Here is a 26,871-nt window from a genome sequence, read left to right on the forward strand (position 1 = left end):
ATGACCGACGCGATCGAATTCTCGGACAACCACGCTGCTCCGTTTCCTGTCTCGCAGGAATTCCACAAGATCAAGGAGGCCGCGCACGAGCATCTGCTCACGCGGATCGAGGAGCTCGGCGCGGAATTCGGCCGCTGGTCGCGCGCGGCCATCCAGCGCTTTGTCGATCTCGAACTCGAGAGCTTCACGCGCTTGCGCCGCATTCCGATCAACGAGGCCGAGCTGCGCCAGATATCGGAAGCGCTGACCAAGGAGCTGGCGGGTTTCGGGCCGATCGAGGACCTGCTCAACGATGTGGCCGTGGAGGATATTCTCGTCAACGGCCACCTCGACGTGTACGTGTCGCGCCACGGCATCCTGGAGCGCATCCCGGTGCGCTTTGCGGACAACGGCCATCTGCTGCGCATCGTGCGCCGTATCCTGGCGCCGATCGGCCGGCGTCTGGACGAATCGAATCCGATGGTCGACGCGCGCCTGCCCGACGGCGGGCGCATCAACGTGATCATTCCCCCGTTGGCGCTGGAAGGCCCGGTGGTGTCGATCCGCAAATTCCGCAAGGACCCGCTCACGCCGCTGGACCTGCAGTCGCTCGGCACGATGAGCCCGGAAATCACGGAATTGCTCGAGGCCGCAGTGCGCGCGCGCTGCAACATACTCGTGAGCGGCGGCACCAGTTCGGGCAAGACATCGCTGCTCAACGCGCTGGCCACGTTTGTCCCGCCGACCGAGCGTGTCATCACGATCGAAGATACCGCCGAGCTTGCGCTCAACCACCCGCACGTGGTGCGTCTGGAAAGCCGTCCCGGCGGATTCGAGGGCACCGGAACGGTCACGATCCGCGATCTGCTGCGCAACAGCTTGCGCATGCGTCCGGACCGCATCATCGTGGGCGAAGTGCGCGGCGGCGAAGTGCTGGAGATGCTGCAGGCGATGAGCACCGGCCACGATGGATCGATGGGCACGATCCACGCCAGCAGCCCGCGCGAATGCCTCTACCGGCTGGAAATGCTCGCGGGCTTTGCGGGCTTCCAGGGCAGCGAAGTCAGCCTGCGCCGCCAGATCGCCAACGCCATCGACTTCATTGTGCAGATCGGCCGGCTGTCCAGCGGCAAGCGGCGCATTCTGTCGATCACCGAAGTGACCGGGCTGGGCGACAACATCATCTCGACGCAGGAGCTGTATCGCCACGAGCCGGTGCAGAACCCGGATGGCACCGAGACCGATCGTTGGCAGTCGCTCGGCATCCTGCCGCATTCGCCAAAGCTCGCGCGCATGCGTCCCGCCAACTTCACGCTGGATGACCGCTTTGATCTCTAGCGCCGGCCTTTTCCTCTGTGCGTTGGCCCTGGTGCTGTTGGGACTGGGGCTCTTGATGCTGGCGTCCGCGCGCGGACGCGCCAACGCCGAGCGCGCGCGCGCCCATCTGGCCGTGCAGACCGAGCAGGTACGCGCGCGCTACGCCACGGCGGCCGAGCCGGCCATGCTCGCCAACGCGCAGGACTTGCGCAAACGCTGGACGGACCTGTTGCGCCGCGCCGATCTCGCGCCTACGCGCAAGACCGGTCTGACATGGGGCGCGCCGGTAGTGCTTCTGACCATCCTGGGTGCGACGATTGGCGGCGTCATCGGCGCGATATCCATGGCGGTGATCGGCACGGCGGTCGCGGCGTTTCTACTCTGGATGCGGATCCGCCGTATCAAGGAAAAGATGCTGCGCCAGCTGCCGGGATTTCTCGATGGCGTGGTGCGGCTGATGACGATCGGCAGCAGCGTGCCGGCTGCGTTCCAGAATTCCGTGGCCAACACCGAGCCGCCGCTGCGCCAGTGCCTGGTGCAGACCATCCATCTGCAACGCGCCGGCAAGGAACTCGATCAGGCCGTGCTGCAGATGGGACGCGCCTACGCGCTGGACGAGCTGGTGATCGTCTCCTCGGTACTGCGGCTGTCCCAACGCTATGGCGGCCGGGCCGACATGGTGATGGAGCGCACCGCGGCGTTTATGCGCGACCGCGAGGAAGCGCAGCGCGAACTGTTGGCGCTGTCGGCCGAAACGCGGCTGTCTGCGTGGGTGCTGGGCCTGTTGCCGATCATCGTGGCCGGCGCGCTGTTCGTCATGAACGCGGGCTACATCATGCTGATGTGGCGCGATCCGGCCGGCAAGGCCATGCTGCTGACGGCCGCGGGCCTGGAAGTGGCCGGTGTGCTGATGCTCTACAAACTCGCCAAGTCGGTCTAGGTGCAAACGCCCATGCAGATCGATCCGACCACGCTGATCTCCGCAAGCCTGCTGGCCGGCGCCGTCTCGTTGCTGCTGCTCGCATGGCCACTGCTGCGCCAATGGCGGCAGCGGCGCGTCGCGGCGCGCACCATCGACGCCGCGCTGCATCGCCAGGCCGCGCAAGGCGCCGCGGCCAATGCGCCGGCCCCGCAGGCCGCCGCGCCGGCGGCGCCGCAGATGTCGGCGCGCGCAGCTTCCGCCGCGGCTGCGTTGGCCCAGGCTGTGCCGACGGGCGGCGGCGCGCCCGTGGCGGCCACGGCAGCGCCGTCGAGCGCGGCAACGGCCAGTGCGCCCGGCACGATCGGCGCGCGGCTCAGCGAGAAATTCGGCGAACGATTCAACCAACGCTGGCTGGAATCGCGCCTGGGCCGCGCGGTGGTCACCGCGGAAGAGCAGCAACTGCTTGAACAATGCGGCTTCTACGGCGTGCGGCCGCGCGCCGTGTTCGGCGGGCTGCGCGTGCTGGCGCCAACCGCGGTGGCGTTTTGCGTGCTGCTCTGGCGCATCGATGGCACGTTGACGTCGACGCTGATGTGGACGTTTGCCGCATTCGCCGTCGCGTTTCTGCTGCCGAAGATGCTGCTGCGCCGCTGGGCACGCAGTCGTCTTGCGCAGGTGGTCGAGGAATTGCCGATCCTGATCGACATGCTGCGGCTGCTGCAAGGCGTCGGCCTGTCTATCGACCAGAGCCTGCAGATCATCGTGGTCGAGTTCGGCGCCATGCTGCATGTGCTGGGGCCGGAGCTGCAGCGCGCCAACCAGCAGTTTGCGTCGGGACGCGCGCGCGAACAGACGCTGGCGCGCATCGGCAAGCTGTTCGACGACGAGGACCTGAAGAGCCTGATTACGCTGCTCACACAGGTGGATCGCCACGGCGGCGCGGTGCAGGAGCCGCTGCGCCAGTTTGGCGAACGCCTGCAGACCGCGCGCAAGGCACGGATGAAAGACAAGGTCGGCAAGCTGACGGTCAAGATGACCGGCGTGATGGTGGTGACCCTGCTGCCGGTGCTGCTGATCCTGACCGCCGGCCCGGGCTTTCTTGGCGTGATTCGCATGCTTGCGCGCATGAACGGAGGACATTGATGACCTTGACCACACGGCGCCTTTGCCTGATGTCGGCGGCCGCTGCGCTGGCGCTGCTGGGCGGATGCGCGGGCACGCCCAATAGCGCCGACGCCATGGCCCGCCAGGCCGATGCACAGATCCAGCTTGCGAAGTTGCAGGACAAGGAGGCGCGCGCCGAATACGACGACCAGAACGTCTATCTTGGCCTGATCGGCCGCATGCAGCAGGAGGGCATGTATTACGCTTCTCTGGCGCATATCGACGCGTTCCAGAAGCGCTTCGGCACCAACACCGCGCTGCAGGTGCTGCGCGCCGATGCACTACGCGAAACCGGGCAGGACGACGCGGCGCTGCAGGCCTATCGCGAACTGCTGACCACCGATCGCGCCGGCCGCGCGCACCATGGCATCGGCCTGGTGCTGGGCCGGCAGGGCGATTTCATCCGCGCCGCTGGCGAGCTGCGGCAGGCCGCCGCCATCGATCCGGTCAACGCGCAGGTGGCCAACGATCTCGGCTATGCGCTGATGCGCGCCGGCGCGTTGCAGGACGCGCGCGTGCCGGTGATGCAGGCACTGGAGCTGGACGCCAACAATCCGCGCGTCATCAGCAATGCCGTGGTCTGGATGCTGGCGTCCGGCAGGCGCGGTGACGCCACGGCGATGATGCAGCGCGCGGCGATGCCCGAGCCCACGCGCGCGGCGATCCGCAAGGAAGCGGACCGCGTGGCGCGCGCCGCGCAATTGCGCGACAAGGCCGCGGCGCGCACCAGTCCGGGCGCCAATGCACAGAAGAGCCAGAACAGCCAGAACACGCAGGACGGCCAGGCCGTCGCCTTGAATGCAGGGGTTAAATCATGACGCTTTCCATTTGTACCGGCATACGCCTCGTTGCCATCGCGCTGCTGGCGGCGGCGCCTGCCGCGTGGGCGCAACCTGCACCGGCATCGCCGGACGCACAGATATCGCCCAACGATGTGCCGGTTGGCGACACCACGCGCGCCCTGCTGGCGATCCAGCGTAACGGTTCGCAGGCCGGCAAGATGCTGCCGTTGTCCGGCGAGCAGGCCGCGCTTGGCTATGGCCGCTACATGCAGAGCTTCCAGCATCCGTTGCCGGCGTTCTTTACCGGTCAGGCCAGCGGCAGCCCGCTGCGCGGCGGTGCGGGCAGCCAGCCGCTGGGCGGACAGTCCAACGGCCAGTAACGCATCGGAATCGGGCCGATCATGCGTCGCCACGCCATCGCTCGTCACTCGCGCCAGCGGCGCGGTGCCATCACCGTGATGGCCGCCGTGCTGATCGCCACCGTGGCGATTGGGGCGCTGGTGTCGATCGACATCGGCTTCGTGTTCTACAGCCAGCGCCAGTTGCAGAAGACCGTCGATCTGGCGGCGCTGTCCGGCGCGCAGCAACTGAAGCGCGCGGACGATGTGCCGACTGTCACCGCTAACGTGATGGCGTCGGTCAACGCGGCGGCCAGCCAGAACGGCTATGCCGCCGGTGTGGCCGCGAACTGCGCCGACGTGGCGGCGGGTGCGGCCGACGGCCTGCGCGCGTGTCTGGGTCTATGGGATCCGGCCAACGCGGCCAACGGCGATGCCGTGCGCCATTTCAACCCCGGCTACGATGCGACACGCGTGTCGCCCAACGCGGTGCGCGTGCAGGCCACGCTGACCGTGCCGATGCTGTTCGTGCTGCCCGGCGGCCCGTCGCGGCAGTTGCGCGCGGAAGCCATCGCAGCCGGCAGTCCGCCCGTTGCGTCGTTTTCGCTCGGCAGCGGCCTGCTGGACGTGAATTCGGCCAACGGCATCCTGAGCCTGCTGCTGGGCAACAGCGTGAACCTGTCCGTGGCGGACTGGAACGGGCTGGTCGGCGCCAACGTGACGCTGGAGCAGTTGCGCCTACAGGCCGGCGTCGGAACGATCGACCAGTTGCTGAACACCGCGCTGTCGATCCAGGATTTCTATGCGCTGTTGCTGAACGCGGCGGGCAAGCAATCGTTGCTGAACGCCGCGCTCGGCAGCCCGGCGACGCAGCTCGGCCTCAACGGCATCGGCACCAATCTCACGCTTGCGCAATTGCTCGATCTGGGCGTGCTGACACCGGCCGCATCGTCGGCGGCAGAGGTCGGGCTCAATGTGGCGTCGCTGTTGACCACCGCGGCGTACGTGGCGCGCGGCACCAGCGCGGTGGATCTGAGCGGATTGAATGTCCAGATTCCCGGTATCGGCCAGGTGGTGGGCTCGATGTACATCATCCAGCCACCCCAGGTGGCGGTGGGGCCGGCAAAGCAGCTTCCCGACGGCACATGGAAGACCACCGCGACCACCGCACAGGTGGATCTCAAGCTGGCGGCGCAGGTGCATGTTGCCGTGCCGCTCGTCCTGTCGATCGACCTGAACCTGCCATTGTGGATCCGCGTGGCACAGGCCAAAGCCGATCTGACCAACCTGCAATGCGCCGCGGCGCCTGCTCAACGGCGCGCCACGATCAGGACTTCCACCGGCGTGCTCGGCGCCTGCCTGGGCAACGCGGGCGGGACAGGCTGCGCCACCGGGCCAGTGACCATTGCAAATGTCACGGCACTTGGGCCGGCAGCCAATGCCAAGCTGATCGGACAGCCGACCAGTCAGAACGGCGCCGCGACGTCTGGCACCGATATCGTGCTGGCGCCGGGCAGCAACGCGCAAACGTCCTCGACCGCGCCGCTGACCGATGCCGTCACGGGACTGCTTGGCGGGCTCAATCCGACGCTCGATGTCAACTTGCTGGGACTGGGCGTGATCAATAGCTCGCCGACAAGCGTGCTGGCTCAGGTGCTGACGCCGCTGACAAAACTGCTGGACCTGCTGGTGACGAAGCTGACGGCCGTGCTCGGCATCAGCCTTGCGAACGCTGAAGTCTGGCTTAACGGCGTGGACTGCAATAACGCCGAACTTGTGTATTGAATCGAACGATCATGAAAGCAGACCGCTGGGCCTACGAGACCCTTGAAGTCTATGTGTGGGAAGGGCAGTACGAGATTGCCGATCGTGTGGCGCGCTTTCTCACGCCGCTGGGCGTCGAGGTGATCCGTGCCGGCGCGCTCGACGCATTGCCGGGTGAGCCGCGCGTGAAGCCTTGTATCGCCGTGATCAGCGCGTCGGCCATCGGATCGGCCAAATTCACGCTCGACTGGGAGGCCGCGCACGGCATGCCCGTGATCTGGGTCGGCGCGCCGGACCGCGAAAACGATCCCGGCCGTTTTCCGCCGGAATACGCGCATATCCTGCCGCACGATTTCACGGGCGCCGATCTGCGCGCGCAGATCGGCAAGCTGATGCCGCAGTTGCTGGCCGCGGCGCAAACGCGGCCCGATGTGGCCGACCTCGTGGCTGGGTCCGCGGCGATGCTGCAATTGATGGAGCAGGTCGATACATTCGCCAACTTCGACAGCAACGTGATGCTGTACGGCGAAACCGGCGCGGGCAAGGAGCGCATCGCGCGGCTGTTCCATGAACGCAATGCCACCTATGGCAAGGGCCCGTTCGTCGCCGTCAATTGCGGGGCGATTCCCGATGGACTGTTCGAATCGCAGTTCTTCGGCCACGCCAAGGGCGCCTTCACCGGCGCGATGTTCGCGCATCGCGGGTTCTTCGAGCAAGCCACCGGCGGCACGCTGTTTCTGGACGAAATCGGCGATCTGCCGCTGTTCCAGCAGGTCAAGCTGCTGCGCGTGCTCGAAGAGAATGCGCTGACGCGGCTTGGATCGACCATGGCCGTGAAGCTCGATTTCCGTCTCGTGGCCGCGACCAACAAGGACCTGCGCGAGGCGGTCAGCCAGGGCAAGTTTCGCGCTGACCTGTATTTCCGTCTGGCCGTGATCGAATTGCGGATTCCGAGCCTGGAGGAACGGGGGCCGGCCGACAAGGTGGGCCTGCTGCAATCGTTCCTGCGCCACACGATGGGCGCGCAGCGCTACGACGCCTTACCGCCGATGCCGGACTGGCTCAAGGGCGCGGTAGGCACCGCGTTCTTTATCGGCAACGTGCGCGAGCTGCGCAACCTTGCCGAGCGCATCGGCATCACGGTGCGGCAGCGCGGCGAGTGGGACGAGGAACGCATCCGCCCGCTGTTCCGGTCGCTGCGTCCGGGCGCGTTCGATGGCACCGAACGCAGCGATCCGCGCGGCGATGCCGAGGAGCGCCGCCGCATCATCGCCGCGCTCGATGCCAATGGCTGGCGCCGCCAGGACACGGCCGCCTGCCTGGGCATCAGCCGCAAGGTGCTGTGGGAAAAAATGCGCAAATTCCAGATTGCCGACAGCGAAGCCGAGCCGGTCTGATCGATCGATGTGCCGTGCGCCGGGCCGGCGACGTTATGATGCGGGACCGCACGGTGACGCCGTGCTTTCCGCGCCACTACGCCGAAGGACCCGAATTGCGTTTTCTCCACACCGCCGACTGGCATCTCGGTCGGATTTTCCACGCGCGCAGCCTGCTTGAAGATCAGGCGCATGTGCTCGACCAGTTCGTCGAACTGGTTCGCGATGTGCGGCCCGACGCCGTGCTGATTGCCGGCGACGTCTATGATCGCGCGGTGCCGCCGCCCGAGGCGGTGGCGCTGCTCGACGACGTGCTGGCCCGCATCGTGGTGGATGCGGGCGTGCCGGTGGTGATGATCGCGGGCAATCATGACAGCGCGCAGCGGCTCGATTTCGGCGCGCGCCTGCTGTCCGCGCGCGGCTTGCATGTGGCCGGCCGCGCCAGCGCCGACGCCACTTGCGTGACGCTGCACGATGCGCACGGCGAAGTCCGCATCTATGCGCTGCCATACGCGGAGCCCGCCGCGGTGCGCGATGCATTTGGCGTCGAGCTGTCGTCCCACGAGGCGGCGCTCGGCGCGCAGCTCGATGCTATCCGCGCCAGCCATCCGCCGGGCGTGCGGGCGGTGGCCGTTGCGCATGCGTTCGTGGTGGGCGGCGCGGTCAGCGAATCGGAACGGCCGCTGTCCGTCGGCGGCAGCGGTGCGGTGGCGGCGGATCTGTTCCACGGTTTCGACTTCGTCGCATTGGGCCATCTGCATCGGCCGCAGACCATCGGCAGGCGCGTGCACTACGCGGGATCGCTGCTCAAGTATTCGCTGTCCGAGACCGAGCATCGCAAATCCGTCTCGCTGATCGAGATCGGCCAGAACGGCGAGGTCCGTATCGAGGCCATCGCCTTGCAGCCGCTGCGCGATCTGCGCATCGTCAACGGCGAACTGGCGCAACTGATCGCGTCGGGCATGGCGGACGCGCGGCGTGACGACTACATTCATGCGGTGCTCACCGACACCGGCGCGCTGCTCGACCCAATGGCGCGGCTGCGCGAGGCATATCCGAACACGCTGGCCATCGAACGTGCCATCCTGTCGCGCAGCGGCACGGCCGGCGAGGCCAGCCGCCGGGTGCGGGAAACGGATACGGGCAACTTGTTCGCCAGCTTCTTTCGCGAAGTGGCGGACATCGATCTGGACAGCGAGCAGCGTCGCGCGTTGGACGCGCTGCTGGCGCGCATGGAGGCATCGGAAAGGGAATCGGCATGAAACCGTTGCACCTGAAACTGCAGGCCTTCGGCCCGTTCGCAGCCACCGAGACGATCGACTTCACGCGGCTGGGCGAGCAGGCATTCTTCCTGATTCACGGCCCGACCGGCGCGGGCAAGACCACGCTGCTGGACGCCATCTGCTTTGCGCTATACGGCGATACATCGGGCGGCGAGCGCAATGCCCAGGACATGCGCAGCGCCAACGCCGATGCCGCCCTGCGCACCGAGGTCACGCTCGAATTCTGTCTTGGCGCGACGCACTACCGCGTCACGCGCTCGCCCACGCAGGACCGGCCCAGCCAGCGCGCCGCCGGCGGCTTCGTCAAGGAAACGGCGAAGGCGCAGCTCGATGTGATGATCGACGGCACATGGAAGAGCCACGCGAGCCAGCCCAGCCGTGTCAGCGATGCGGTGCGCGAGCTGCTCGGCTTCGACAGCGCGCAGTTCCGCCAGGTGATCGTCCTGCCGCAGGGCCGCTTTCGCGAACTGCTGACCGCCGATTCGCGCGCACGCCAGGGCATTCTGGAGCGTCTGTTTCACACCGAGCTGTATCGCCGCGTGGAAGAACTGCTCAAGGAGCAGGCCGCCACGATCCGGCGCGAAGCGGAGGACATCGAGGTAAAACGCAAGGCGCTGCTCAACCAGCATCAATTGCAATCGGTGGAGGCGCTGGCCGAACGCATCCGGGCGCGGCAGGAGGCGCTGGCCGAACTACAGCGCCGCGAGGAACTGGCCCGGACGGCGAGCGAGGCCGCACAGGCTTCGCTGCGCAAGGGCGAACTCGAGCACGCGCATATCAAGGCGTGGCACGAAGCACAGGGCGCCCATGCGGCGCTGAGCGCGAAGATCCCCGCCAGGGATGCCGATCGCCTGCGTTTGCAGGCGGCCAGGCGCGCCGCGCAGGTCATGCCGGCGGCACAGCATCTGCTTGCGGCGCGCCAGGAACACGGCGCGGCGCAGGTGGCGCTGACCCAGGCGCAAGCCGTGGCGGCGCGCGCGGCGCAGGCGGCGGAACTGGCCGACAAGGCGTTGCGCGCCGAGCACGCACGACACGAACTGCGGCTGGCAACGCAGCGCACGGTGACCACGCTGGAAAATCTGCTGCCGCAGGCGCGCAAGCTGCAAGTAGTGCGCAATGCCATGGCACAGGCGCGCACCGCGCTGGCGACGGCGCAGGCGGCGCACGCGAAAAAGATCGACGCCTTCAACGCGATTGGCGCGACGCTGAAGACGCTGGAGGCCGACGTGGAGCAGGCGCGCCGCGATGGCGCCGGCGTGCAGACATTGCAGATGCAACTGGCGCAGGCGCGCGAGCGTGCGGCGCGCATCGCGCGCTGTCGCCAGATCGAGCAGGAACTTGTGCCGCTGCGCGCGGCGCAGGCGCGGGCCGAAGCGCAAGCGCGCACGGCGGCGCAAGCCCGCGATGCCGCGCGCGCCACGATGCGGCAGGCGGAAGTCGACTGGCGCCACGGCCAGGCAGCGCGCCTGGCGGCCGGACTCAAGCGCGGCGAAAGCTGCCCGGTGTGCGGCGGCAAGGACCATCCGGCGCTGGCGCAGCAGGTGTTGGCGCTGGTGACCGACGATGATCTCGATGCCGCGCGCGCCGCACTGCAGCGTGCCGAGGACGCGTTGGCCGAAGCCAGCGCATCGCATCAGCAGGCCGGCCACCAGGTGGCCCAATGGCAGGCGCGACTGCAGGATCTGGCCGATGCCGCTGGCGATATCTCCGATGCCGGCGTGCAGGCCGTCGATGCGGAGATCCACGCGCTGGGCGCGGCACTGAAAGCTGCTGAGCACGCAGCAAACCAGGCGCAGATGCTGGACCGGCAGATCGCGCAGGCGCGCCAGGCGCGCGATGCCGCAGAGGCCGAGATGAAGGCGGCGGACGCGCTGGCGCGGACGGCGGAACAGGAACACGCGCGGCTGGATGGCGAGTGGCAGACCAGTTGCGCGCAAGTGCCCGAGGATTCGCGCGATCCCGATGCCATGGCAGCTGCGCTGGCTGCGGCGCAACGCGAGGCCGGCGCGCTCGAAGCGGCCTTGCAGACCGCGCAGGGCGCCGAGCGCGACGCCGTGGCGCAGCGGGCTGGCGCGACGGCGGCGTTGGCATCGGCGCAGGCGAACTTCGAACAGGCTAGTGCGCGCGTGGCGCAACGCGAGGCGGCGCTTGCCGAGGCTATGGCGGCGGCCGGCTTTGATAGCGAGGCGGCCTATCAGGCGGCGTTTCTGGCCGACGACGCGATCGTCGCGCTCGACGACGCGTTGCGCGCATTCGATGTGGAACTGGCCCGCGCGGCTGAATGGCTCGCACGCACGGCGCAGGCCGCACAGGCGTTGCAGGCGCCCGATCTGCCGGCATTGCTCGCGCAGCGCGACGCTGCCGCCGCGACGCTGGAGGCTGCGATCCGCGAGCGCAGCGAAGTCGTCGCATCGCGCGACTTGCTGCTGCACTGCCAGAGTCAGCTCGAATCGCTGGCCCGCGAGGGCCGCGACGTCGAGACGCGTTACGCCGTGCTGGGCCGGCTGTCGGAGGTGGCCAACGGCAACAATCCGCGCCGCATGACATTCCAGCGATACGTGCTGGCCACCTTGCTCGACGAGGTGCTGGAGGCGGCGTCGCTGCGGCTGCTGCGCATGAGCCGCGGACGCTATGCGCTGCAGCGCGTACGCGAGCAGGGCGACCAGCGCATGGCCGGCGGGCTCGACCTGGAAGTGTTCGACCACGACACGGGCAGCGCACGGCCGGCCAACACGCTTTCCGGTGGCGAGGGGTTCCTGGCGTCGCTATCCTTGGCTTTGGGGCTGGCCGATGTGGTGCAGTCGCGCGCGGGCGGTATCCAGCTCGATACGCTGTTCGTGGACGAGGGCTTCGGCACGCTCGATCCCGAGAGCCTCGACTTCGCCATCCGCACGCTGCTGGATCTGCAACAGGCGGGCAGGCTGGTCGGCATCATTTCGCATGTGTCTGAACTGCGCGAGCGCATCGACGTCCGGCTGGAGGTCAGGCCCGGCGCCGGCGGCAGCCAGGCAGTCCTGCGGATGCCGTAGGCGCCTGGGGCGGCCGCGCCAGCGCCTATGCGGGCGCGGCGCGGGCGTCACAAGCGATTTGCGCGGCGGGCGGGCAAGCGCGTCCGATTATCGCCCGCGACGCGTTGCCCCTTATTGACCCTCTTTTGAGCCCGGGTGTAACCTCTGTTCATTCTGCGAATTGAGGTTCTAATAGCGAACATCGCTGTTTTGTGATTCGCAGCCATTCGTCAAAGCCGCCCCGAAGACGGCTCATCAAAACAACTGCAAGATTGTTGGACCCGGTCCTGAGGCGGTCGCCGCGAAAAGCGCGAGGGTCGCCAGATCAGGACGTCCGTCTGAGCAGACTGCCGGAGACATCTTTGCGTGCCGCCCTTTGCGGCCGGTCCCGGCGCGACGCCAGACCCTTCCGTACTGGAACGCAAGTGATCAACAAGCTATATGACTCGGTGGAAGCGGCAGTGGCCGGCATCCACGATGGCGCCACGATTCTGATCGGCGGTTTCGGCCTGGCTGGCATGCCGGCGGAACTGATCGACGCCCTGATTGCCCAGGGCGCGCGCGACCTCACCATCGTCAACAACAATGCCGGCAACGGCGACACGGGCCTGGCGGCGCTGCTGAAGACCAAGCGCGTGCGCAAGATCATTTGCTCGTTCCCGCGCCAAGTCGATTCGTACGTGTTCGATTCGCTGTTTCACGCGGGCGAGATCGAACTGGAACTGGTGCCGCAGGGCAACCTGGCCGAGCGCATCCGCGCCGCCGGTGCCGGCATCGGCGGCTTCTTCACGCGCACGGCCTACGGCACGCCGCTGGCCGAGGGCAAGGAAACGCGCATCATCGACGGCCAGGGCTACGTGTTCGAGAAGCCGATCCACGCCGACTTCGCGCTGATCAAGGCCGACAGCGCCGACCGCTGGGGCAACCTCACCTATCGCAAGACCGCGCGCAATTTTGGCCCGATCATGGCCATGGCCGCCAAATGCGCGATCGTTCAGGTCAGCAACGTGGTGGAACTGGGCGAACTGGATCCCGAGCACATCGTCACGCCGGGCCTGTTCGTGAAGCGTGTGGTCAAGGTTGGCGGCGCCGCTGCCAAGACCGCCTGAGCGTAGAAGGAGAAACGACATGCAACGCCTGACCCGCGACCAGATGGCCGCCCGCGTGGCCAAAGACATTCCGGACGGTGCCGTGGTGAATCTCGGCATCGGCCTGCCCACGCTGGTGGGCAATCACCTGCCCGCCGACCGCGAAATCCTGCTGCACAGCGAAAACGGCCTGCTCGGCATGGGCCCCGCGCCCGCGCCCGGCGAGGAAGACGGCGACCTGATCAACGCCGGCAAGCAGCCGGTCACCATCAAGGCCGGCGGTTCCTATTTCCACCATGCCGATTCGTTCGCGATGATGCGCGGCGGCCATCTGGACTTCTGCGTGCTGGGCGCGTTCCAGGTGTCCGCGAAGGGCGACCTGGCCAACTGGCACACCGGTGCGCCGGGCGCGATTCCGGCCGTGGGCGGTGCGATGGACCTGGCGATCGGCGCCAAGCAGGTGTTCGTGATGATGGAACACCAGACCAAGCAGGGCGAAAGCAAGATCGTGCCGGAATGCACGTATCCGCTGACCGGCATCGGCTGCGTCACGCGCATCTATACCGATCTGGCCACCATCGACGTGACGGCGGACGGATTGGTCGCCCGCGATATCGTCGAAGGCCTGTCGTTCGACGAACTGCAGCGCCTGACCGGCGTGCCCCTCAAACAGGCCGTAGCCGCCTGAAACCCCACCACCACGAGCGAGACAGAACATGAGCGACGCATTCATCGTTGACGCCATCCGTACCCCCATCGGCCGCTACGGCGGCAGCCTGTCCGGCGTGCGCGCCGACGACCTGGGCGCGGTGCCCCTGAAGGCGCTGATGGCGCGCCACGCCAACCTGGACTGGTCGGCGATCGACGACGTGATCTACGGCAACGCCAACCAGGCCGGCGAAGACAACCGCAATGTGGCGCGTATGTCGTTGCTGCTGGCCGGCCTGCCGGAAGCCGTGCCGGGCGCCACCATCAACCGCCTGTGCGGTTCGGGCATGGACGCCACCGGCACCGCCGCGCGCGCGATCAAGTCGGGCGAAGCCAACCTGATGATCTCGGGCGGCGTGGAAAGCATGAGCCGCGCCCCGTTCGTGATGGGCAAGGCCACCTCGGCGTTCTCGCGCGATGCGCAGATCTTCGACACCACCATCGGCTGGCGTTTCATCAACCCGGCGATGCGTGCGGCGTACGGCGTGGATTCGATGCCCGAGACCGCGGAGAACGTCGCCACCGACTACAAGATCAGCCGCGAAGACCAGGATCTGATGGCGCTGCGCAGCCAGGAAAAGGCGTCGCGCGCGCAGGCCGACGGCACGCTGGCACAGGAAATCACCGCTGTCACGATTCCGCAAAAGAAGGGTGACGCCATCGTGGTCGAACGCGACGAGCACCCGCGCGCCACCAGCATGGAAGCGCTGGCCAAGCTGCGCGGCGTGGTGCGTCCGGACGGCACCGTGACCGCCGGCAACGCATCGGGCGTGAACGACGGCGCCTGCGCGCTGCTGCTGGCAAGCGAAGCGGGCCTCAAGCAGCACGGCCTGAAGCCGCGCGCCCGCATCGTCGGCATGGCCACCGCCGGCGTGGCGCCGCGCGTGATGGGCATCGGCCCGGCGCCGGCCACGCAGAAGCTGATGAAGCAACTCGGCATGTCGCTCGACCAGATCGACGTGATCGAACTGAACGAAGCGTTTGCCGCGCAGGGCCTGGCCGTGCTGCGCCAACTGGGCATCGCCGACGACGACAAGCGGGTCAACCCGAACGGCGGCGCGATCGCCCTCGGTCATCCGCTCGGCATGAGCGGCGCGCGCCTGGTGACCACCGCCATGTATCAGCTCGAGCGCACCGGCGGCCGTTTCGCCCTGTGCACGATGTGCATCGGCGTGGGTCAGGGCATCGCGATGGTGATCGAGCGCGTCTGATCGATGCGTTTGCGCCGCCCCGTACCCGTTCGCGCGGGGCGGGGCGGCAAACCGTTTGTGCATCGCGCTCAACTTTTCTCGCTTCCCGCCGTTAATCGGACTGGGAAGCTTCAGTGGTGTCTCTTCCCCAACGAGGTAGAGCATTGCGGCCAGGCCGACGGGCTCGCCGGTCTTGCCGCATCTTTTTCTGACTGACCCGGCGTTATGCGCCGGTGCGGAGTACTGAGATGTCCCTTCCCGTTGCCACGCTCGTTACCGGCGCCAGTTCCGGTATCGGCCGCGCGATTGCCGAAATGCTGCTCGCCGATGGCGTGACCCGCGTGATCAATGTCGACTATGCCGCGCCGGCCTGGTCGCATCCGAACATGACCTTTTTCCAGGCGGACCTGACCGATGCCGACGCGACGCGCGCGGTGGCCGCGCAGGTTTGCTCGCAGTTCGCGGTGACCCGCCTGGTGAACAATGCCGGCGCCACGCGCCCCGGCACCGCCGATACGGCAACCGCCGCGGATCTCGATTACGTCGTGGGCCTGACGCTGCAGGCCACGATGCTGCTGACCCAGGCCTGCCTGCCCGCCATGCGCGCGGCCGGCTTTGGCCGCATTGTCAACATGGCCTCGCGCGCGGCGCTGGGCAAGCCCGAGCGCGTGGTGTATTCCGCGGCAAAGGCGGGGCTGGTTGGCATGACCCGAACGCTGGCGATGGAGCTGGGCGGCGACGGTATCACCGTCAACGCCGTGGCACCGGGTCCCATCGCCACCGAGCTGTTCCGCAAGAGCAATCCTGAGGGCAGCGAACAAACACGGCGCATCCTGGCAAGCATCGCCGTGAAACGCATGGGAACGCCGGAGGACGTCGCGCGTGCCTCGCTGTTCTTCCTTGCGCCCGAGAATGGTTTCGTGACGGGACAGGTGCTGTACGTCTGCGGCGGAACCACACTGGGCGTGGCGCCCGTATAAGAAAGTTGCCCGCCCCCAGGCACGGGGTGGAATAGCGATTCAAAAAGCATTGCGCCCGCGGCGCTCAAAAGGTTCTGCCGCGGACGTGCATCAATTCCTGGAGCACAAGATGAGCATCACCAAGCAAACTTCGAAGGCGCGCAGACGCCTGCTGGCCGCCGGTGTGGCACTGGCCGCCGGCTTTGCCGCCATGTCCGGCGCGCAAGCACAAGGCACCTATCCGACCAAGCCGATCACGATGATCGTGCCGTTCTCGGCCGGTGGCACCACCGACATCCTGGCGCGCATCGTCAGCCTGCAGCTGGGCAAGGCGCTGGGCCAGCCGGTGGTGGTCGACAACCGCCCGGGCGCTGGTGGCAACATCGGCGCATCGCTGGCCGCCAAGGCGCCAGGCGACGGCTACACGCTGTTCATGGGCACCATCGGCACGCACGCGATCAACCAGTCGCTGTACTCGAAGCTGCCGTATGACCCGGTCAAGGATTTCGCGCCGATCACGCGCGTGGCCATGGTGCCGAACATCGTCGTGGTGAACCCGAAGGTGCCGGTGCACAACGTCAAGGAACTGATCGCGTACGTCAAGGCGAATCCGGACAAGCTGTCGTACGGATCGTCGGGCAGCGGCTCGTCGATGCACCTGTCGGGCGAGCTGTTCAACTCGATGACGGGCCTGCATATCCAGCACATCCCGTACAAGGGCAGCGCCCCGGCCGTGAACGACCTGCTGGGCAACCAGATTGGCCTGATGTTCGACAACCTGCCGTCGTCGTTCCAGCACGTGAAGGCGGGCAAGCTGCGCGCGCTGGCCGTGACCTCGGCCAAGCGCTCGCCGGCCCTGCCGGACGTGCCGACCGTTGCCGAAGCCGGCGTGCCTGGCTATGAAGCAACGTCGTGGTTTGCGCTGTACGCCACGGGCGGCACGCCGCAGCCGATCGTCGATCGCCTGAATGCCGAAGTGGTCAAGATTCTGGCCATGCCGGAAGTGAAGAAGCAGATGGCCGAGCAAGGCGCCGAACCGAACCCGGAAAAGCCGGCGCAACTGGCGGCGTTCATGAAGTCCGAAGCTGCCAAGTGGGCCAAGGTGGTCAAGGCCTCCGGCGCCACGGTGGACTGATCGCCCTCGCCGGTCGCATCGGACCGGCGTCACGGAAATGCAATCGTAGTACCGCAGTCGAAGTATCGAAGTCGTCGTACTGCAAACCGGCCATGGGGCATCCCATCGGCCGGTTTTTTTACGTCCGCAGAAAAAAGAAGGCCCGCGAGGTTATCGCGGGCGCAAATCCCAGGTCCGTAGGGGACAGGAGGAGACAAAACGCGGTTTCGTCGGATCCGGCCGCGTGGCGGCGGCCCGCGCATCAGAACAGGCTGTACTTCACCACCTGTTCTTCCACGCCGACAAAACGGACCAGCTGCCGCAGGCCGCTGGCGTATTCCTTGATATGGTGGCCTTCCGGCGTATCGGGCAGCCGGTAGTAGATTGGGGCCGTACCGGCGCGCGCGCGCGCTGCGCTGATCGTCGCCGATCTGTCGCCCGCAGCGGTGCCTTCCGTAAATTCCGGTCTTGCGTTCATGGACAACTCCCGAGTGATGCATGGCGCAGAACGTTGGGCCGGAAGAAGAAAGTCGCGCGCATGCAGGTAGCAATGTCTGGAATGTATTTCAGGCGGTCGGGAAATGCCATTTCGTTTTTTTTACATCACTATCGATTTAACTGACGCAATTGTCATTTTTTCACTGCAATTCGGCAGTCGATGCCCGGAGCGTCCGGACTGCCGGTATCTGATCCGCGAAACACTCAGGGGTTAACGGCATGACGCGCCGTGACTTGCGCGTTACCATAGCCACCACCCTGAACATCCGCGGTTGGGGGCAGCAACCTTCGTGCCAACCCCACCGCCTTCCCCACCGGCGAATGTCCACCCAACACGCGCTTCTGATTTCCCTGATCGAGAAACCGTCATCGGGCTACGACCTGGCGCGCCGCTTCGACAAGTCGATCGGCTATTTCTGGCACGCCACGCATCAGCAGATCTACCGCGAACTTGGGCGGATGGCCGAACTGGGCTGGATCGCGGCGGCCGAGAACGCCGGCGCGGCTGCGGCGGGCCAGGGCGACGGCGTCGAAAAGAAAAACCGCAAGAAGGTGTACGAGGTGCTGCCGGCGGGGCGCGACGAACTGGTGCGATGGGTGCTGTCGCCAAGTGCCGGACTGGATCAGCGCGAGGAAATTTTGGTCAAGTTACGTGCAGATGCTGCAATCGGACCGCTTGGCCTGGATCGCGAAATGACGCGGCTGATTGCGCTGCACGAGGACCGTCTTGCGCTGTATCGCGAAATCGAACGCCGGGATTTTTCCGGCGAGCTGGACCGCCGGCAGCAAATCCAGTACGCGCTGCTGCAGCGGGGCATCCGTTTCCAGGAGGATTGGGCCGCCTGGGGACGCGCGTTGCTGCCGCTGCTGCAGATGCCAAAGGCGGACAGCGGCGGTTGAAACTGGCGCGGGACTGGCCCGCGCCATATCGTTGTGACGACTGATCGTGATTCGCGAGCGATCTCAGGCGATGTCGGCGGTGCGCGCGGCGGCGGCCGTATCGGCCAGGCCCAGGCGGCGACGCGCCAGCGCGTATTCCTCGACAAAGCGGCGTACCAGCTCGGCGGCAGGCACCACGCGCTTGATCGCGCCCACGCCCTGCCCGGCGCCCCAGATGTCCTTCCACGGCTTGACGCGGGTCGAACCGAAATTCATTGCCGTCGCATCCGAGGTCGGCAGCGCCTCGGGATCGAGCCCCGAGCGCACGATGCTTTCGCGCAGGTAATTGCCGTGTACGCCCGTGAACAGGTTCGAATAGACGATGTCGTCGGCGTTGCTGTCGACGATCATCTGCTTGTAGGCGTCCTGGGCGTTGGCTTCGTGCGTGGCGATGAAGGCCGAGCCGATGTACGCCAGGTCCGCGCCGGCGGCCTGCGCGGCCAGCACGGCGTCGCCGCTGGCGATGGCGCCCGACAGCAGCAGTGGGCCATCGAACCATTCGCGGATCTCATGCAGCAGTGCGAACGGCGACAGCGTGCCGGCATGGCCGCCCGCGCCAGCCGCCACGGCGATCAGGCCGTCGGCGCCCTTGTCGATCGCCTTGCGTGCGAAGGTGTTGTTGATGACGTCGTGCAGCACGATGCCACCATACGAATGCACCGCTTCATTGACTTCCACGCGCGCGCCCAGCGACGTAATCACAATGGGCACCTTGTAGCGCACGCACAGTTCCAGGTCGTGCTCGAGCCGGTCGTTGGACTTGTGCACGATCTGGTTCACCGCGAACGGCGCGGCGGGGCGATCGGGATGCTTGTCGTTGTGTTCGCCAAGCTCCGTCGTGATGCGGTCCAGCCATTCGGCCAGCTTTTCCGCCGGGCGCGCATTCAGCGCGGGAAACGATCCCACCACGCCGGCCTTGCACTGGGCGATCACCAGGTCAGGATTGGAGATGATGAACAGCGGCGAACAAACGGCCGGCAGCGACAGGGATTGCAGCAGGGCAGGAATGGCCATGGCGGATTTCTCTCTGGTTGGCGCCCGCTTGCGGCGGACGTTGGAATTGCATCGAGGAACGGATTTGGTGGACTCGATTTCGCACACTATGCAACTGGTTGCATTGTTGGATGAAAGTTAGCACGTTCTGCGCGATCGATGCAACCGGTTGCAATGGTCGTTTTACGAAAGAGATGCCCGCGAAATCAAGCGCCAGTGGCGTATTGTCTACAATGAGCGCATGGATCGACCTGCGCATTCCGGAGAGTCAGTGGCAACTAACAAAATGAGCGACGCCGCCGCGGCCGCCGGCCCGGACGGACTGTTCGACGCCGATCTACAAGCCTGGTACGCGAATCCCGAGCGCGCTTTCGACGGCTGGCTGGCGCGGCACGGCTTTCGGGCCGGCACGGCGGTGGTGTATCGCGCCATGTGGGGCAAGCTGTTGCGCTGGTCCGCCGAGCAGGGGCTGCCGCCGTTGAAGTGGTCCGCCGCACAGATCGGCGCGTTCCTGGATGCGCAGAATCTGCATAAACGTCATCGCTATCGTTATGCGCGGCTGATTGAGCGCATATTCCATCATTTGTCGACGCTGCAGCAGAATTTGCACAATCCAGCCAGCCAGGCGGTCAAGGCGCATCTGGCGGAAGGAGAGAACGATCCGACCGCTTTCCTGCTCCCCGGCGAACGCGATCTGCTGGTGGCGCGTATCCTGGCGCCGGCGGTCCTCGGGGCGCCCGAAACGCGCGACATTTCGCCGACGCAGTGGAAGCGCGCGCGCGACGTGGGCTTGCTGGCAGTGCTGCTGGGCGCCGGGCTCAAGGTGGCGGAGGTACGCGCGCTGCGGATCGAGGCGCTCGAGGGCATCGACGGCGGGGCGATGGCGATCCGGATGACGCGCCCCGATAATGGCCGTACCTATATGGCGCCGCTGTTTGGCTTCGCACATCAGCCGCTGCGCCACTGGCTGGCCACACGCGCCGCCGCGCAGACGCTTGGCACGCTGGTGTTTCCGGCGATGGCGAATGGCCGCCCGATGCACGCCGCGTCCGTGTATCGCCGCATCGAGATTCTGCTGGAGGAGGCCGGCGTGCTGGCCAGCCGCAGCGAGCGCGCTTCGCCGCAGACCTTGCGCAATACTTGCGGCGCGATGCATTTCGACGCGGGCACGACGCCCGCTGCCGTCGCGCAATTGCTGGGCATGCGCGATCTGGAATCGGGATGGCGCCTGCATGCGGCCTATGAGGCGTGGCAGGCACGCGTGGGATTGCCGACCATGGCGCCGCCCGCAGCGCGGCAGGGCGGCGAAAACGGGCAGCCGTAATTTTGGCCGGTTATGATGTCGGCCGCTGGCGCGCAATGGCACGGACGCTGGCAAATTGCTGTTTTTGAAACGATTCTCGTACGTTGGACATTTCATGGCTGAAACCCTACTGCTGACTGGCGCCACTGGCTATATCGCTTCGCACACTTGGGTGGCGTTGCACCAAGCGGGCTACAACGTGATCGGACTCGATAATCTGTGCAACAGTAATCGTGAAGTTGTGAACCGGCTGGCGCGAATTACCGGCGCGACACCCCATTTTGTGGAAGGCGATGTGCGCGACCGCGCGCTGCTGGACCGCCTGTTTTCCGAGCACAACATTTCGGGCGCGATTCATTTCGCCGCGCTCAAGGCTGTGGGCGAATCGGTGAGCAAGCCGCTCGAGTATTACGGCAACAACCTCGAAGGAATGATCACGCTTTGCAGCGCCATGCAGTCGGCGGGCGTGATGCAACTGGTGTTCAGTTCGTCGGCCACCGTGTATGGCAATCCGCATACCGTGCCGATTCTGGAAGATTTCCCGTTGTCGGCCACCAATCCTTATGGCCAGACCAAACTGATGGGCGAGCAGATTCTGCGTGATCTGGAAATCTCGAATCCGGACTGGCGCATTGCCTACCTGCGATATTTCAATCCCGTGGGCGCGCATGAAAGCGGCCTGATTGGCGAGGACCCCGGCGGCATTCCCAACAACCTGATGCCATATGTGGCGCAGGTGGCCGGCGGGCGTCGCGAAAAACTCAGTGTTTATGGCGGCGACTATCCCACCGTCGACGGCACCGGCGTGCGCGACTATATCCACGTCTGCGACCTTGCCGACGGCCACGTGGCGGCGCTCGATTACCTGCGCCGCCAGCCGCGCGGCATGACGGTCAACCTTGGCACCGGCCGCGGCTACAGCGTTCTGGAGGTAGTAAAGGCCTACGAACGTGCCAGCGGACGGCCGATTCCCTATGAAATCGTGGCGCGCCGCGCGGGCGATATCGCGTCGTGCTATGCCGATCCGGCGCTCGCCTACGAGCTGCTCGGTTGGCGCGCCCGCCACGATATCGACCGCATGTGCGAGGACTCGTGGCGGTGGCAGTCGATGAATCCGATGGGATTTGCGGCGTGATGGCCTGATCCAGACATAAAAAAACCGGGCTGTGGCCCGGTTTTTTTATGGTGCGACGCGCCGCATGCGCAGCAGGGATATTGCTCAGCGGATCAGGAAATCTTCCATCGACTTGCCGCTGGCCAACGCCTGCGTCAGCCAGCCCGGACGCTTGCCGCGGCCGGTCCAGGTATTGCCGGCGGTATCGCGATAACGCACCGGCACCTTGCGCACGGCGGTCAGCTTCTTGCCGGCGGCAGCCTTGCCGCCAAATCCGAGGTCTTCGGCGGTCAGGCCAAATTGTTCGATTTTCTCGCGAATATCGGCGATCACTGCAGCCTGCTCGCGTGCCTTGATTTCTTCCGCCTGCTTCTGCAGTTCGCTGATTTTCTGAACGATTTCCTGATATGTCGCCATTTGTATCCCTCGATTTACTGGTGGGTCGTGAATTGACGAAAGGAATTATAACCACAGTCGCGCGGGCTGCAAATCCCCTTTCCGGCTTTCGCCTTGAAATGCGAAAACTCTCAATTAGGAAATATCGGTGAACTTTTATCGCTTGGCCGGGTCGCGCCGCACTATCCATCCAGCCAGCCCCGCCGGCCGCGCCGCAGGCGGAGATTGACAGGCGATTCGTCGCGGATGGCGCAACCGTGCAAAGGCGCGAAGAAATACTGATTTCGGCCTCCGAATTAATCGATCATTCCGCCCGGCCGTATCGCCTGCGCCACCGCGAGGCCAACGGGCGCGCGGTATTTTTATTTTCAGGTTTTTTCTAGCCCGGGCGCTTGCTGTTCCATATTTGGTGCGCTGATGTGCGTCAGTCGCCATTCGGAGAAACCTATTTGGAGTGCACCTCAAGGATGCAACGTCCCTGACCGTTATCGAGACCTGAGCAGGCCGTACGGGGTGTCGGGCTGCCGGACCGAAGCGTGGGAGTGGCTTCGGGTTATCTCCTAATGAGTCAGCACATCATGTCCTTTCATCAGAATATTCAGATCAAGACCCTTTTAAGGGCCGCCATGGCCGCGCTTGCCGCGATCCTGCTGCTCGTGGGCGGGGCCGGGCTGTACGGCATTTCGCAGTCCAATGATGCGCTGAAAGAAACCTACGCCAACCAGCTCGCTTCGTCGCAGGCGCTGGCCGAGGCGATGCTCGGCACCACGCGCCTGCGCCTGGCGCTGGACCGCGGCGTGATGCCGGGCAGCGAAAACGACGACGCGAAAAAGCACGTCGAGCGTTCGATGGTGTTCGTCGAGTCGTCGGACCGGGGCTGGAAGCGCTACATGGCGCTGCCGCAGAATGACGAGGAAAAGGCGCTGGCGACCGCGCTGCAGGCCCAGCGCCGCGAGTTCTTCGACAAAGGCGTGACGCCGTGGCAGCAAGCGCTGCTCGGCGGCAACCGCGAGGAAGCGCTGCGCATCGGCCGAGATGTGATGCCGGATCTGCAGCGCAGCCTGGCCGCCGCGCATGAGAAGCTCGAGAAATTCCAGATGGATGCCGGGCAAGCAAACTTCAGCGGCGCGCAGGCGCGCTTCGAAACCATCCGCGTGCTGTCGATCGCACTGATCGTGTTCGGTATCGCCATTGCCGTGCTGGCCGCCACGCTGCTCCAGCGCGCCATTGTGCGGCCGGTGGAGGAAGCGCTCTCGGTGTTCGAGCGCATGGCGGCCGGCGACCTGACGTCGCGCATCACCAGCATGTCGAAGAACGAAATCGGCCGCATGATGACCGCGCTGGCCAAGATGCAGGACAGCCTGTCGGGCATCGTGTCCGAAGTGCGCGGCGGCACCGACTCCATCGCCTCGGCCACGCAGCAGATCTCGGCCGGCAACACCGACCTGTCGCAGCGCACCGAGGAGCAGGCCGCGTCGCTGGAACAGACCGCCGCCAGCATGGAAGAGTTGACCACGGTGGTGCGTCAGAACGCCGACAACGCGCGCCAGGCCGGCATGCTGGCCGGCGAGGCGTCGCAGATCGCCATGAAGGGCGGCGATGTGGTGGGCCGCGTGGTCGACACGATGAACGAGATCAACGGCGCATCGCGCAAGGTGGTCGAGATCATCGGCGTGATCGAGGGAATTGCCTTCCAGACCAACATCCTGGCGCTGAACGCCGCGGTGGAAGCGGCACGCGCCGGGGAACAGGGCCGCGGCTTCGCAGTGGTGGCCGGCGAGGTGCGCAGTCTCGCGCAACGCAGCGCCAATGCGGCGAAGGAAATCGAATCGCTGATCAGTGAATCGGGCCAGCGCGTCGAAAGCGGCACCAAGCTGGTGGCCGAAGCGGGCCAGACCATGGGCGAGATCGTGCAGGCGGTGCGCCGCGTGACGGACATCATGAACGAGATCAGCGCCGCTTCGCAGGAGCAGACCACGGGCATCGAACAGGTCAACCAGGCCGTCGCGCAGATGGATCAGGTCACGCAGCAGAACGCGGCGCTGGTCGAGGAAGCCGCGGCTGCCGCGGGTGCGCTGGAAGAGCAGGCGCAGAAGCTCAAGAGCGTGGTGTCAGTGTTCTCGCTGGCCGACGACGGCGGCGCCGCGCGTCACGCCGGCACGCCGACGCGCCCGGCGCATACGCTGCCCGCGGCGCCGGCCAACACCGCGACGTCGGGCGCAGTCGCCGCCCCGGCGCTGGCGCGCACGGCGCAGCCCACCGCCAAGCGTCCGCCGATCGTGCGCAAGGTACGCGATACGCAGTTGCTGCGTCCGGCCCCGAAACAAGCGGCTGTGGCTGCTGCCGCATCGGACGACAACTGGGCCGCCTTCTGAGACCGCGGGCCCGATACCCGTTAGGAACGAGAGTCACGAAGTCACGAGGTTCACACGGCGACCGCAAGATGCCATGATGCGGGCTTTTGTCTGCCACGCATTACGGTATTCGCGCGCTATCGCCGTCTTCCTACGCGCAGCCCCAATGATTGCCACGAATTTCAGCCTATTGCTGCTTGCGGCCTTGCTCGGCTTTGTTGCCGCGGGCGGGCTGCGCACAGCCAGACGGGGCGGCGACCAGGGGCGCAAGACTGTCCGGTCGCTGACCTGGAAGACAGCTCTGATGTCCCAGGTCATGCTGGGCATGCCGGTCTGGGTGGCGCTGGCGTCCGGCACCCTGACCGCCGCCAACGACGGCTTGCAGATGGCCACGGCTTTCGCCGCGTCGCTGGCCGCCGGCGTTGCCGCGTCCCATTTGTTTGCACCGGTCTGGCAGTGGTTGCGTCAAGGCGGGCGGGGCTGGCATCTGCTGATGGCTACGGCGATGCTGGCTGGCGCCGGGCTTGTCGCCATGGCCGGCGCGCGCCTCGGCCGCGTCTGCGGCGGCACGTCGATGTCGCCGCGCGACTGCATCGATGCCGCCGGCATGCATGGTCCCGCCTGGTTGGCCGGCGGCCTTGCGCTGCTGTGCTCCGCGCTGTACGCGATGCATCGGCTGCAATCGCGTAAGTGGGCGATCGCGCCAGCCGACGCGCTGCTTGCCGAAGACGTGGTCGATGAGCCTGCGGTCGGCGCACCCGCGCGCGTGTCGCGCCTGATCCGTCGTGCCAACGGCCGTGTGGCCAGGCTGACCGTGCGCACCGCGGCGGGGCGCGAGCCGTCGACGGTGGGCGAATACAGCGTCAGCACCGACCTGCCCGATCGCACGGGATTTGCGCGCTGGCTGGACCAGACCATTGCGCATGCGCGCCTGGCGGAAACCAGCTGCGCGGTGCTGCTGATCCATATCGCCGATTTCCGTGAGGTCGACGAAGTCTTCGAGGTGCGTGCCGACGACATTCTGGCGCAGGACGCCGGCGCGCTCGCGCAGGCCGCGCTGGAGCCGCATCATTTCCTGGCGCGGCTGGCGCGCGACGAATTCGCGGTGGGCGTGCCGGAGCTGGTCCAGCACGGGCGTGCCAACGAACTCGGATCGCGCGTGCTGGGATCGCTGGCGGAATTCGTCTCGGCGCGCGGGCTGCAGATGCAGATCGGCGTGAACATCGGCATCGCGATCTATCCGCGCGACGCCACCACGTCCGAGGCGCTGATGCAGGCCGCCCGCGTCAGCCTGAGCGAGGCGCGCCAAAGCGGCTCGAACCAGATGCGCGTGTTCAATTCCGCCGCCGGCGAACGCGCGCGCCGTGTACGCGTGATTCGCCGCGATCTGTGGCCCGCCATCCAGGACGATGCGCTGTCGCTGGTGTACCAGCCCAAGTACGACGTCAGGACGCGCAGCGTGGTGGGCGCCGAGGCGCTGTGCCGCTGGCGGCATCCGGCGCTGGGCCAGGTCAATCCGGCCGAGTTCATCACGGTGGCCGAGCAGTCCGGCCAGATCGACAAGCTCGACGACTGGGTCATCTCGCAGGTTTGCGCGCAGGTGCGCGCGTGGCAGGATGCCGGGCTGCGGACCGTGCCGGTGGCGATCAACGTGTCGGGCCTGCGTTTTGCCAGCCGCAATTTTCCGCAATACCTGCTCGAACAGGTCCACCTGCACGATATTCCGCCCTCCGCCATCACACTGGAAATCACCGAAACCGCCGCGATGAAGGACATCGGCAAGTCGCTGGAGACGCTCACGGAGCTGCAGTCGCTGGGCATCCAGGCGGCGCTTGACGACTTCGGCAGCGGCTATTCCAGCCTGGGCTACCTGAAGCGGCTGCGTGTGGGTACGCTCAAGATCGACCGCACGCTGATCGGCGGACTCGATGCCGATCCGCAAGGCCGCGCGATCGTGGGATCGATGGTGGCGCTGGCGCACGAGCTGCGCATGAAGGTGGTGGCCGAGGGTGTGGAATCGACCTCGCAGCTGGACATCCTGGACGCCATGGGCTGCGACGAGGTGCAGGGCTACCTGATGTCGGTACCGCTGGACGCGCCGACCTTCGCCGAGCTTTTGCCCGGTCCGCAGGCGCTGCGCGCGTAAGCCCGCGCGCCCGCGCGGGGTTTGCCGCACCGCACCGCACCGCATCGCGCAATTTTGTGCGCGGCAACGCTAAAGGGCGGGCGTTCCGTGTCGATATGACCAAGGCAGGGCGGTGGCTTCGGCCGCATCGGCCCCT

22 protein-coding genes are annotated in these 26,871 nt (G+C 66.4%); 19 read left to right on the forward strand and 3 right to left on the reverse strand.

What is annotated here, in order from left to right; all coding sequences use genetic code 11:
* From AC1RKI_RS18490 to AC1RKI_RS18555, 14 genes are all read left to right on the forward strand, one after another.
* Window positions 1-1,317, forward strand: a complete 1,317-nt coding sequence (locus AC1RKI_RS18490; RefSeq protein ID WP_061959025.1) for a TadA family conjugal transfer-associated ATPase — start codon at window positions 1-3, stop codon at window positions 1,315-1,317.
* The gene (locus AC1RKI_RS18495; protein WP_227461417.1) at window positions 1,310-2,236 is read left to right on the forward strand and encodes a type II secretion system F family protein; all 927 of its coding nucleotides are present in this window, start codon (window positions 1,310-1,312) and stop codon (window positions 2,234-2,236) included. The genes AC1RKI_RS18490 and AC1RKI_RS18495 overlap by 8 nt, the downstream gene beginning before the upstream one ends.
* Window positions 2,237-2,254: 18 nt before the next feature.
* Window positions 2,255-3,361 (forward strand): type II secretion system F family protein, encoded by a 1,107-nt coding sequence (locus tag AC1RKI_RS18500; protein WP_492796763.1) that lies wholly within the window; start codon window positions 2,255-2,257, stop codon window positions 3,359-3,361.
* Window positions 3,361-4,200 carry a tetratricopeptide repeat protein gene (locus AC1RKI_RS18505; RefSeq protein WP_061959782.1) on the forward strand — a complete coding sequence of 280 codons (840 nt, stop codon included), beginning with the start codon at window positions 3,361-3,363 and terminating at the stop codon, window positions 4,198-4,200. Before AC1RKI_RS18500 ends, AC1RKI_RS18505 begins: the two co-directional genes overlap by 1 nt.
* Window positions 4,197-4,544: a DUF3613 domain-containing protein gene (locus tag AC1RKI_RS18510; RefSeq protein WP_251164740.1), complete on the forward strand. Its 348-nt coding sequence runs from the start codon at window positions 4,197-4,199 to the stop codon at window positions 4,542-4,544. Before AC1RKI_RS18505 ends, AC1RKI_RS18510 begins: the two co-directional genes overlap by 4 nt.
* A gap of 21 nt (window positions 4,545-4,565) precedes the next feature.
* On the forward strand, window positions 4,566-6,287 hold the full coding sequence (locus AC1RKI_RS18515; RefSeq protein WP_492796511.1) for a TadG family pilus assembly protein: 1,722 nt from the start codon (window positions 4,566-4,568) through the stop codon (window positions 6,285-6,287).
* Between the two features lie 11 nt (window positions 6,288-6,298).
* Complete coding sequence (locus tag AC1RKI_RS18520; RefSeq protein ID WP_492796513.1) at window positions 6,299-7,663, forward strand: sigma 54-interacting transcriptional regulator; 1,365 nt, start codon at window positions 6,299-6,301, stop codon at window positions 7,661-7,663.
* Window positions 7,664-7,758: 95 nt separating this feature from the next.
* A complete protein-coding gene (locus AC1RKI_RS18525; protein WP_285846888.1) occupies window positions 7,759-8,904 on the forward strand; it encodes an exonuclease SbcCD subunit D in 1,146 nt (381 codons plus the stop codon).
* Window positions 8,901-11,954 carry an AAA family ATPase gene (locus tag AC1RKI_RS18530; protein ID WP_492796515.1) on the forward strand — a complete coding sequence of 1,018 codons (3,054 nt, stop codon included), beginning with the start codon at window positions 8,901-8,903 and terminating at the stop codon, window positions 11,952-11,954. Before AC1RKI_RS18525 ends, AC1RKI_RS18530 begins: the two co-directional genes overlap by 4 nt.
* Before the next feature lie 404 nt (window positions 11,955-12,358).
* Window positions 12,359-13,042, forward strand: a complete 684-nt coding sequence (locus tag AC1RKI_RS18535; protein WP_061959787.1) for a 3-oxoacid CoA-transferase subunit A — start codon at window positions 12,359-12,361, stop codon at window positions 13,040-13,042.
* A gap of 19 nt (window positions 13,043-13,061) precedes the next feature.
* A complete protein-coding gene (locus AC1RKI_RS18540; protein WP_061959788.1) occupies window positions 13,062-13,709 on the forward strand; it encodes a 3-oxoacid CoA-transferase subunit B in 648 nt (215 codons plus the stop codon).
* 28 nt (window positions 13,710-13,737) lie between these two features.
* A complete protein-coding gene (pcaF, locus tag AC1RKI_RS18545) occupies window positions 13,738-14,940 on the forward strand; it encodes a 3-oxoadipyl-CoA thiolase (RefSeq protein ID WP_061959789.1) in 1,203 nt (400 codons plus the stop codon).
* A gap of 227 nt (window positions 14,941-15,167) precedes the next feature.
* A complete protein-coding gene (locus AC1RKI_RS18550) occupies window positions 15,168-15,899 on the forward strand; it encodes an SDR family NAD(P)-dependent oxidoreductase (protein WP_061959790.1) in 732 nt (243 codons plus the stop codon).
* Window positions 15,900-16,008: 109 nt separating this feature from the next.
* A complete protein-coding gene (locus AC1RKI_RS18555) occupies window positions 16,009-17,013 on the forward strand; it encodes a Bug family tripartite tricarboxylate transporter substrate binding protein (RefSeq protein ID WP_061959798.1) in 1,005 nt (334 codons plus the stop codon).
* Between the two features lie 241 nt (window positions 17,014-17,254).
* Here the strand turns inward: AC1RKI_RS18555 and AC1RKI_RS18560 are convergent, their stop codons facing one another.
* Window positions 17,255-17,470 carry a hypothetical protein gene (locus AC1RKI_RS18560; RefSeq protein WP_061959791.1) on the reverse strand — a complete coding sequence of 72 codons (216 nt, stop codon included), beginning with the start codon at window positions 17,468-17,470 and terminating at the stop codon, window positions 17,255-17,257.
* Window positions 17,471-17,811: 341 nt separating this feature from the next.
* Between AC1RKI_RS18560 and AC1RKI_RS18565 the strand changes: the two genes are divergently transcribed.
* Window positions 17,812-18,390, forward strand: a complete 579-nt coding sequence (locus tag AC1RKI_RS18565) for a PadR family transcriptional regulator (RefSeq protein WP_061959792.1) — start codon at window positions 17,812-17,814, stop codon at window positions 18,388-18,390.
* A 63-nt stretch (window positions 18,391-18,453) separates the two neighbouring features.
* On the opposite strand, the gene AC1RKI_RS18570 is transcribed toward AC1RKI_RS18565, so the two are convergent.
* Complete coding sequence (locus AC1RKI_RS18570; protein ID WP_061959793.1) at window positions 18,454-19,443, reverse strand: NAD(P)H-dependent flavin oxidoreductase; 990 nt, start codon at window positions 19,441-19,443, stop codon at window positions 18,454-18,456.
* A 265-nt stretch (window positions 19,444-19,708) separates the two neighbouring features.
* On the opposite strand from AC1RKI_RS18570, the gene AC1RKI_RS18575 reads away from it, so the two are divergent.
* Both AC1RKI_RS18575 and galE read left to right on the forward strand, forming a co-directional pair.
* On the forward strand, window positions 19,709-20,746 hold the full coding sequence (locus tag AC1RKI_RS18575; RefSeq protein ID WP_061959794.1) for a tyrosine-type recombinase/integrase: 1,038 nt from the start codon (window positions 19,709-19,711) through the stop codon (window positions 20,744-20,746).
* 94 nt (window positions 20,747-20,840) lie between these two features.
* Entirely contained in the window at window positions 20,841-21,860 is a 1,020-nt protein-coding gene (gene galE, locus AC1RKI_RS18580; protein ID WP_492796518.1) for a UDP-glucose 4-epimerase GalE, read from the forward strand.
* An 84-nt stretch (window positions 21,861-21,944) separates the two neighbouring features.
* On the opposite strand, the gene AC1RKI_RS18585 is transcribed toward galE, so the two are convergent.
* The gene (locus tag AC1RKI_RS18585) at window positions 21,945-22,256 is read right to left on the reverse strand and encodes an H-NS histone family protein (protein ID WP_061959796.1); all 312 of its coding nucleotides are present in this window, start codon (window positions 22,254-22,256) and stop codon (window positions 21,945-21,947) included.
* Between the two features lie 557 nt (window positions 22,257-22,813).
* Between AC1RKI_RS18585 and AC1RKI_RS18590 the strand changes: the two genes are divergently transcribed.
* Together AC1RKI_RS18590 and AC1RKI_RS18595 are read left to right on the forward strand one after the other, a co-directional pair.
* Complete coding sequence (locus tag AC1RKI_RS18590) at window positions 22,814-24,610, forward strand: methyl-accepting chemotaxis protein (RefSeq protein ID WP_222156601.1); 1,797 nt, start codon at window positions 22,814-22,816, stop codon at window positions 24,608-24,610.
* A 145-nt stretch (window positions 24,611-24,755) separates the two neighbouring features.
* Window positions 24,756-26,735, forward strand: a complete 1,980-nt coding sequence (locus AC1RKI_RS18595) for a putative bifunctional diguanylate cyclase/phosphodiesterase (protein WP_150982512.1) — start codon at window positions 24,756-24,758, stop codon at window positions 26,733-26,735.
* Window positions 26,736-26,871: the final 136 nt, after the last annotated feature.

It is taken from the genome of Cupriavidus sp. GW822-FHT06G04 (genome assembly GCF_058799075.1).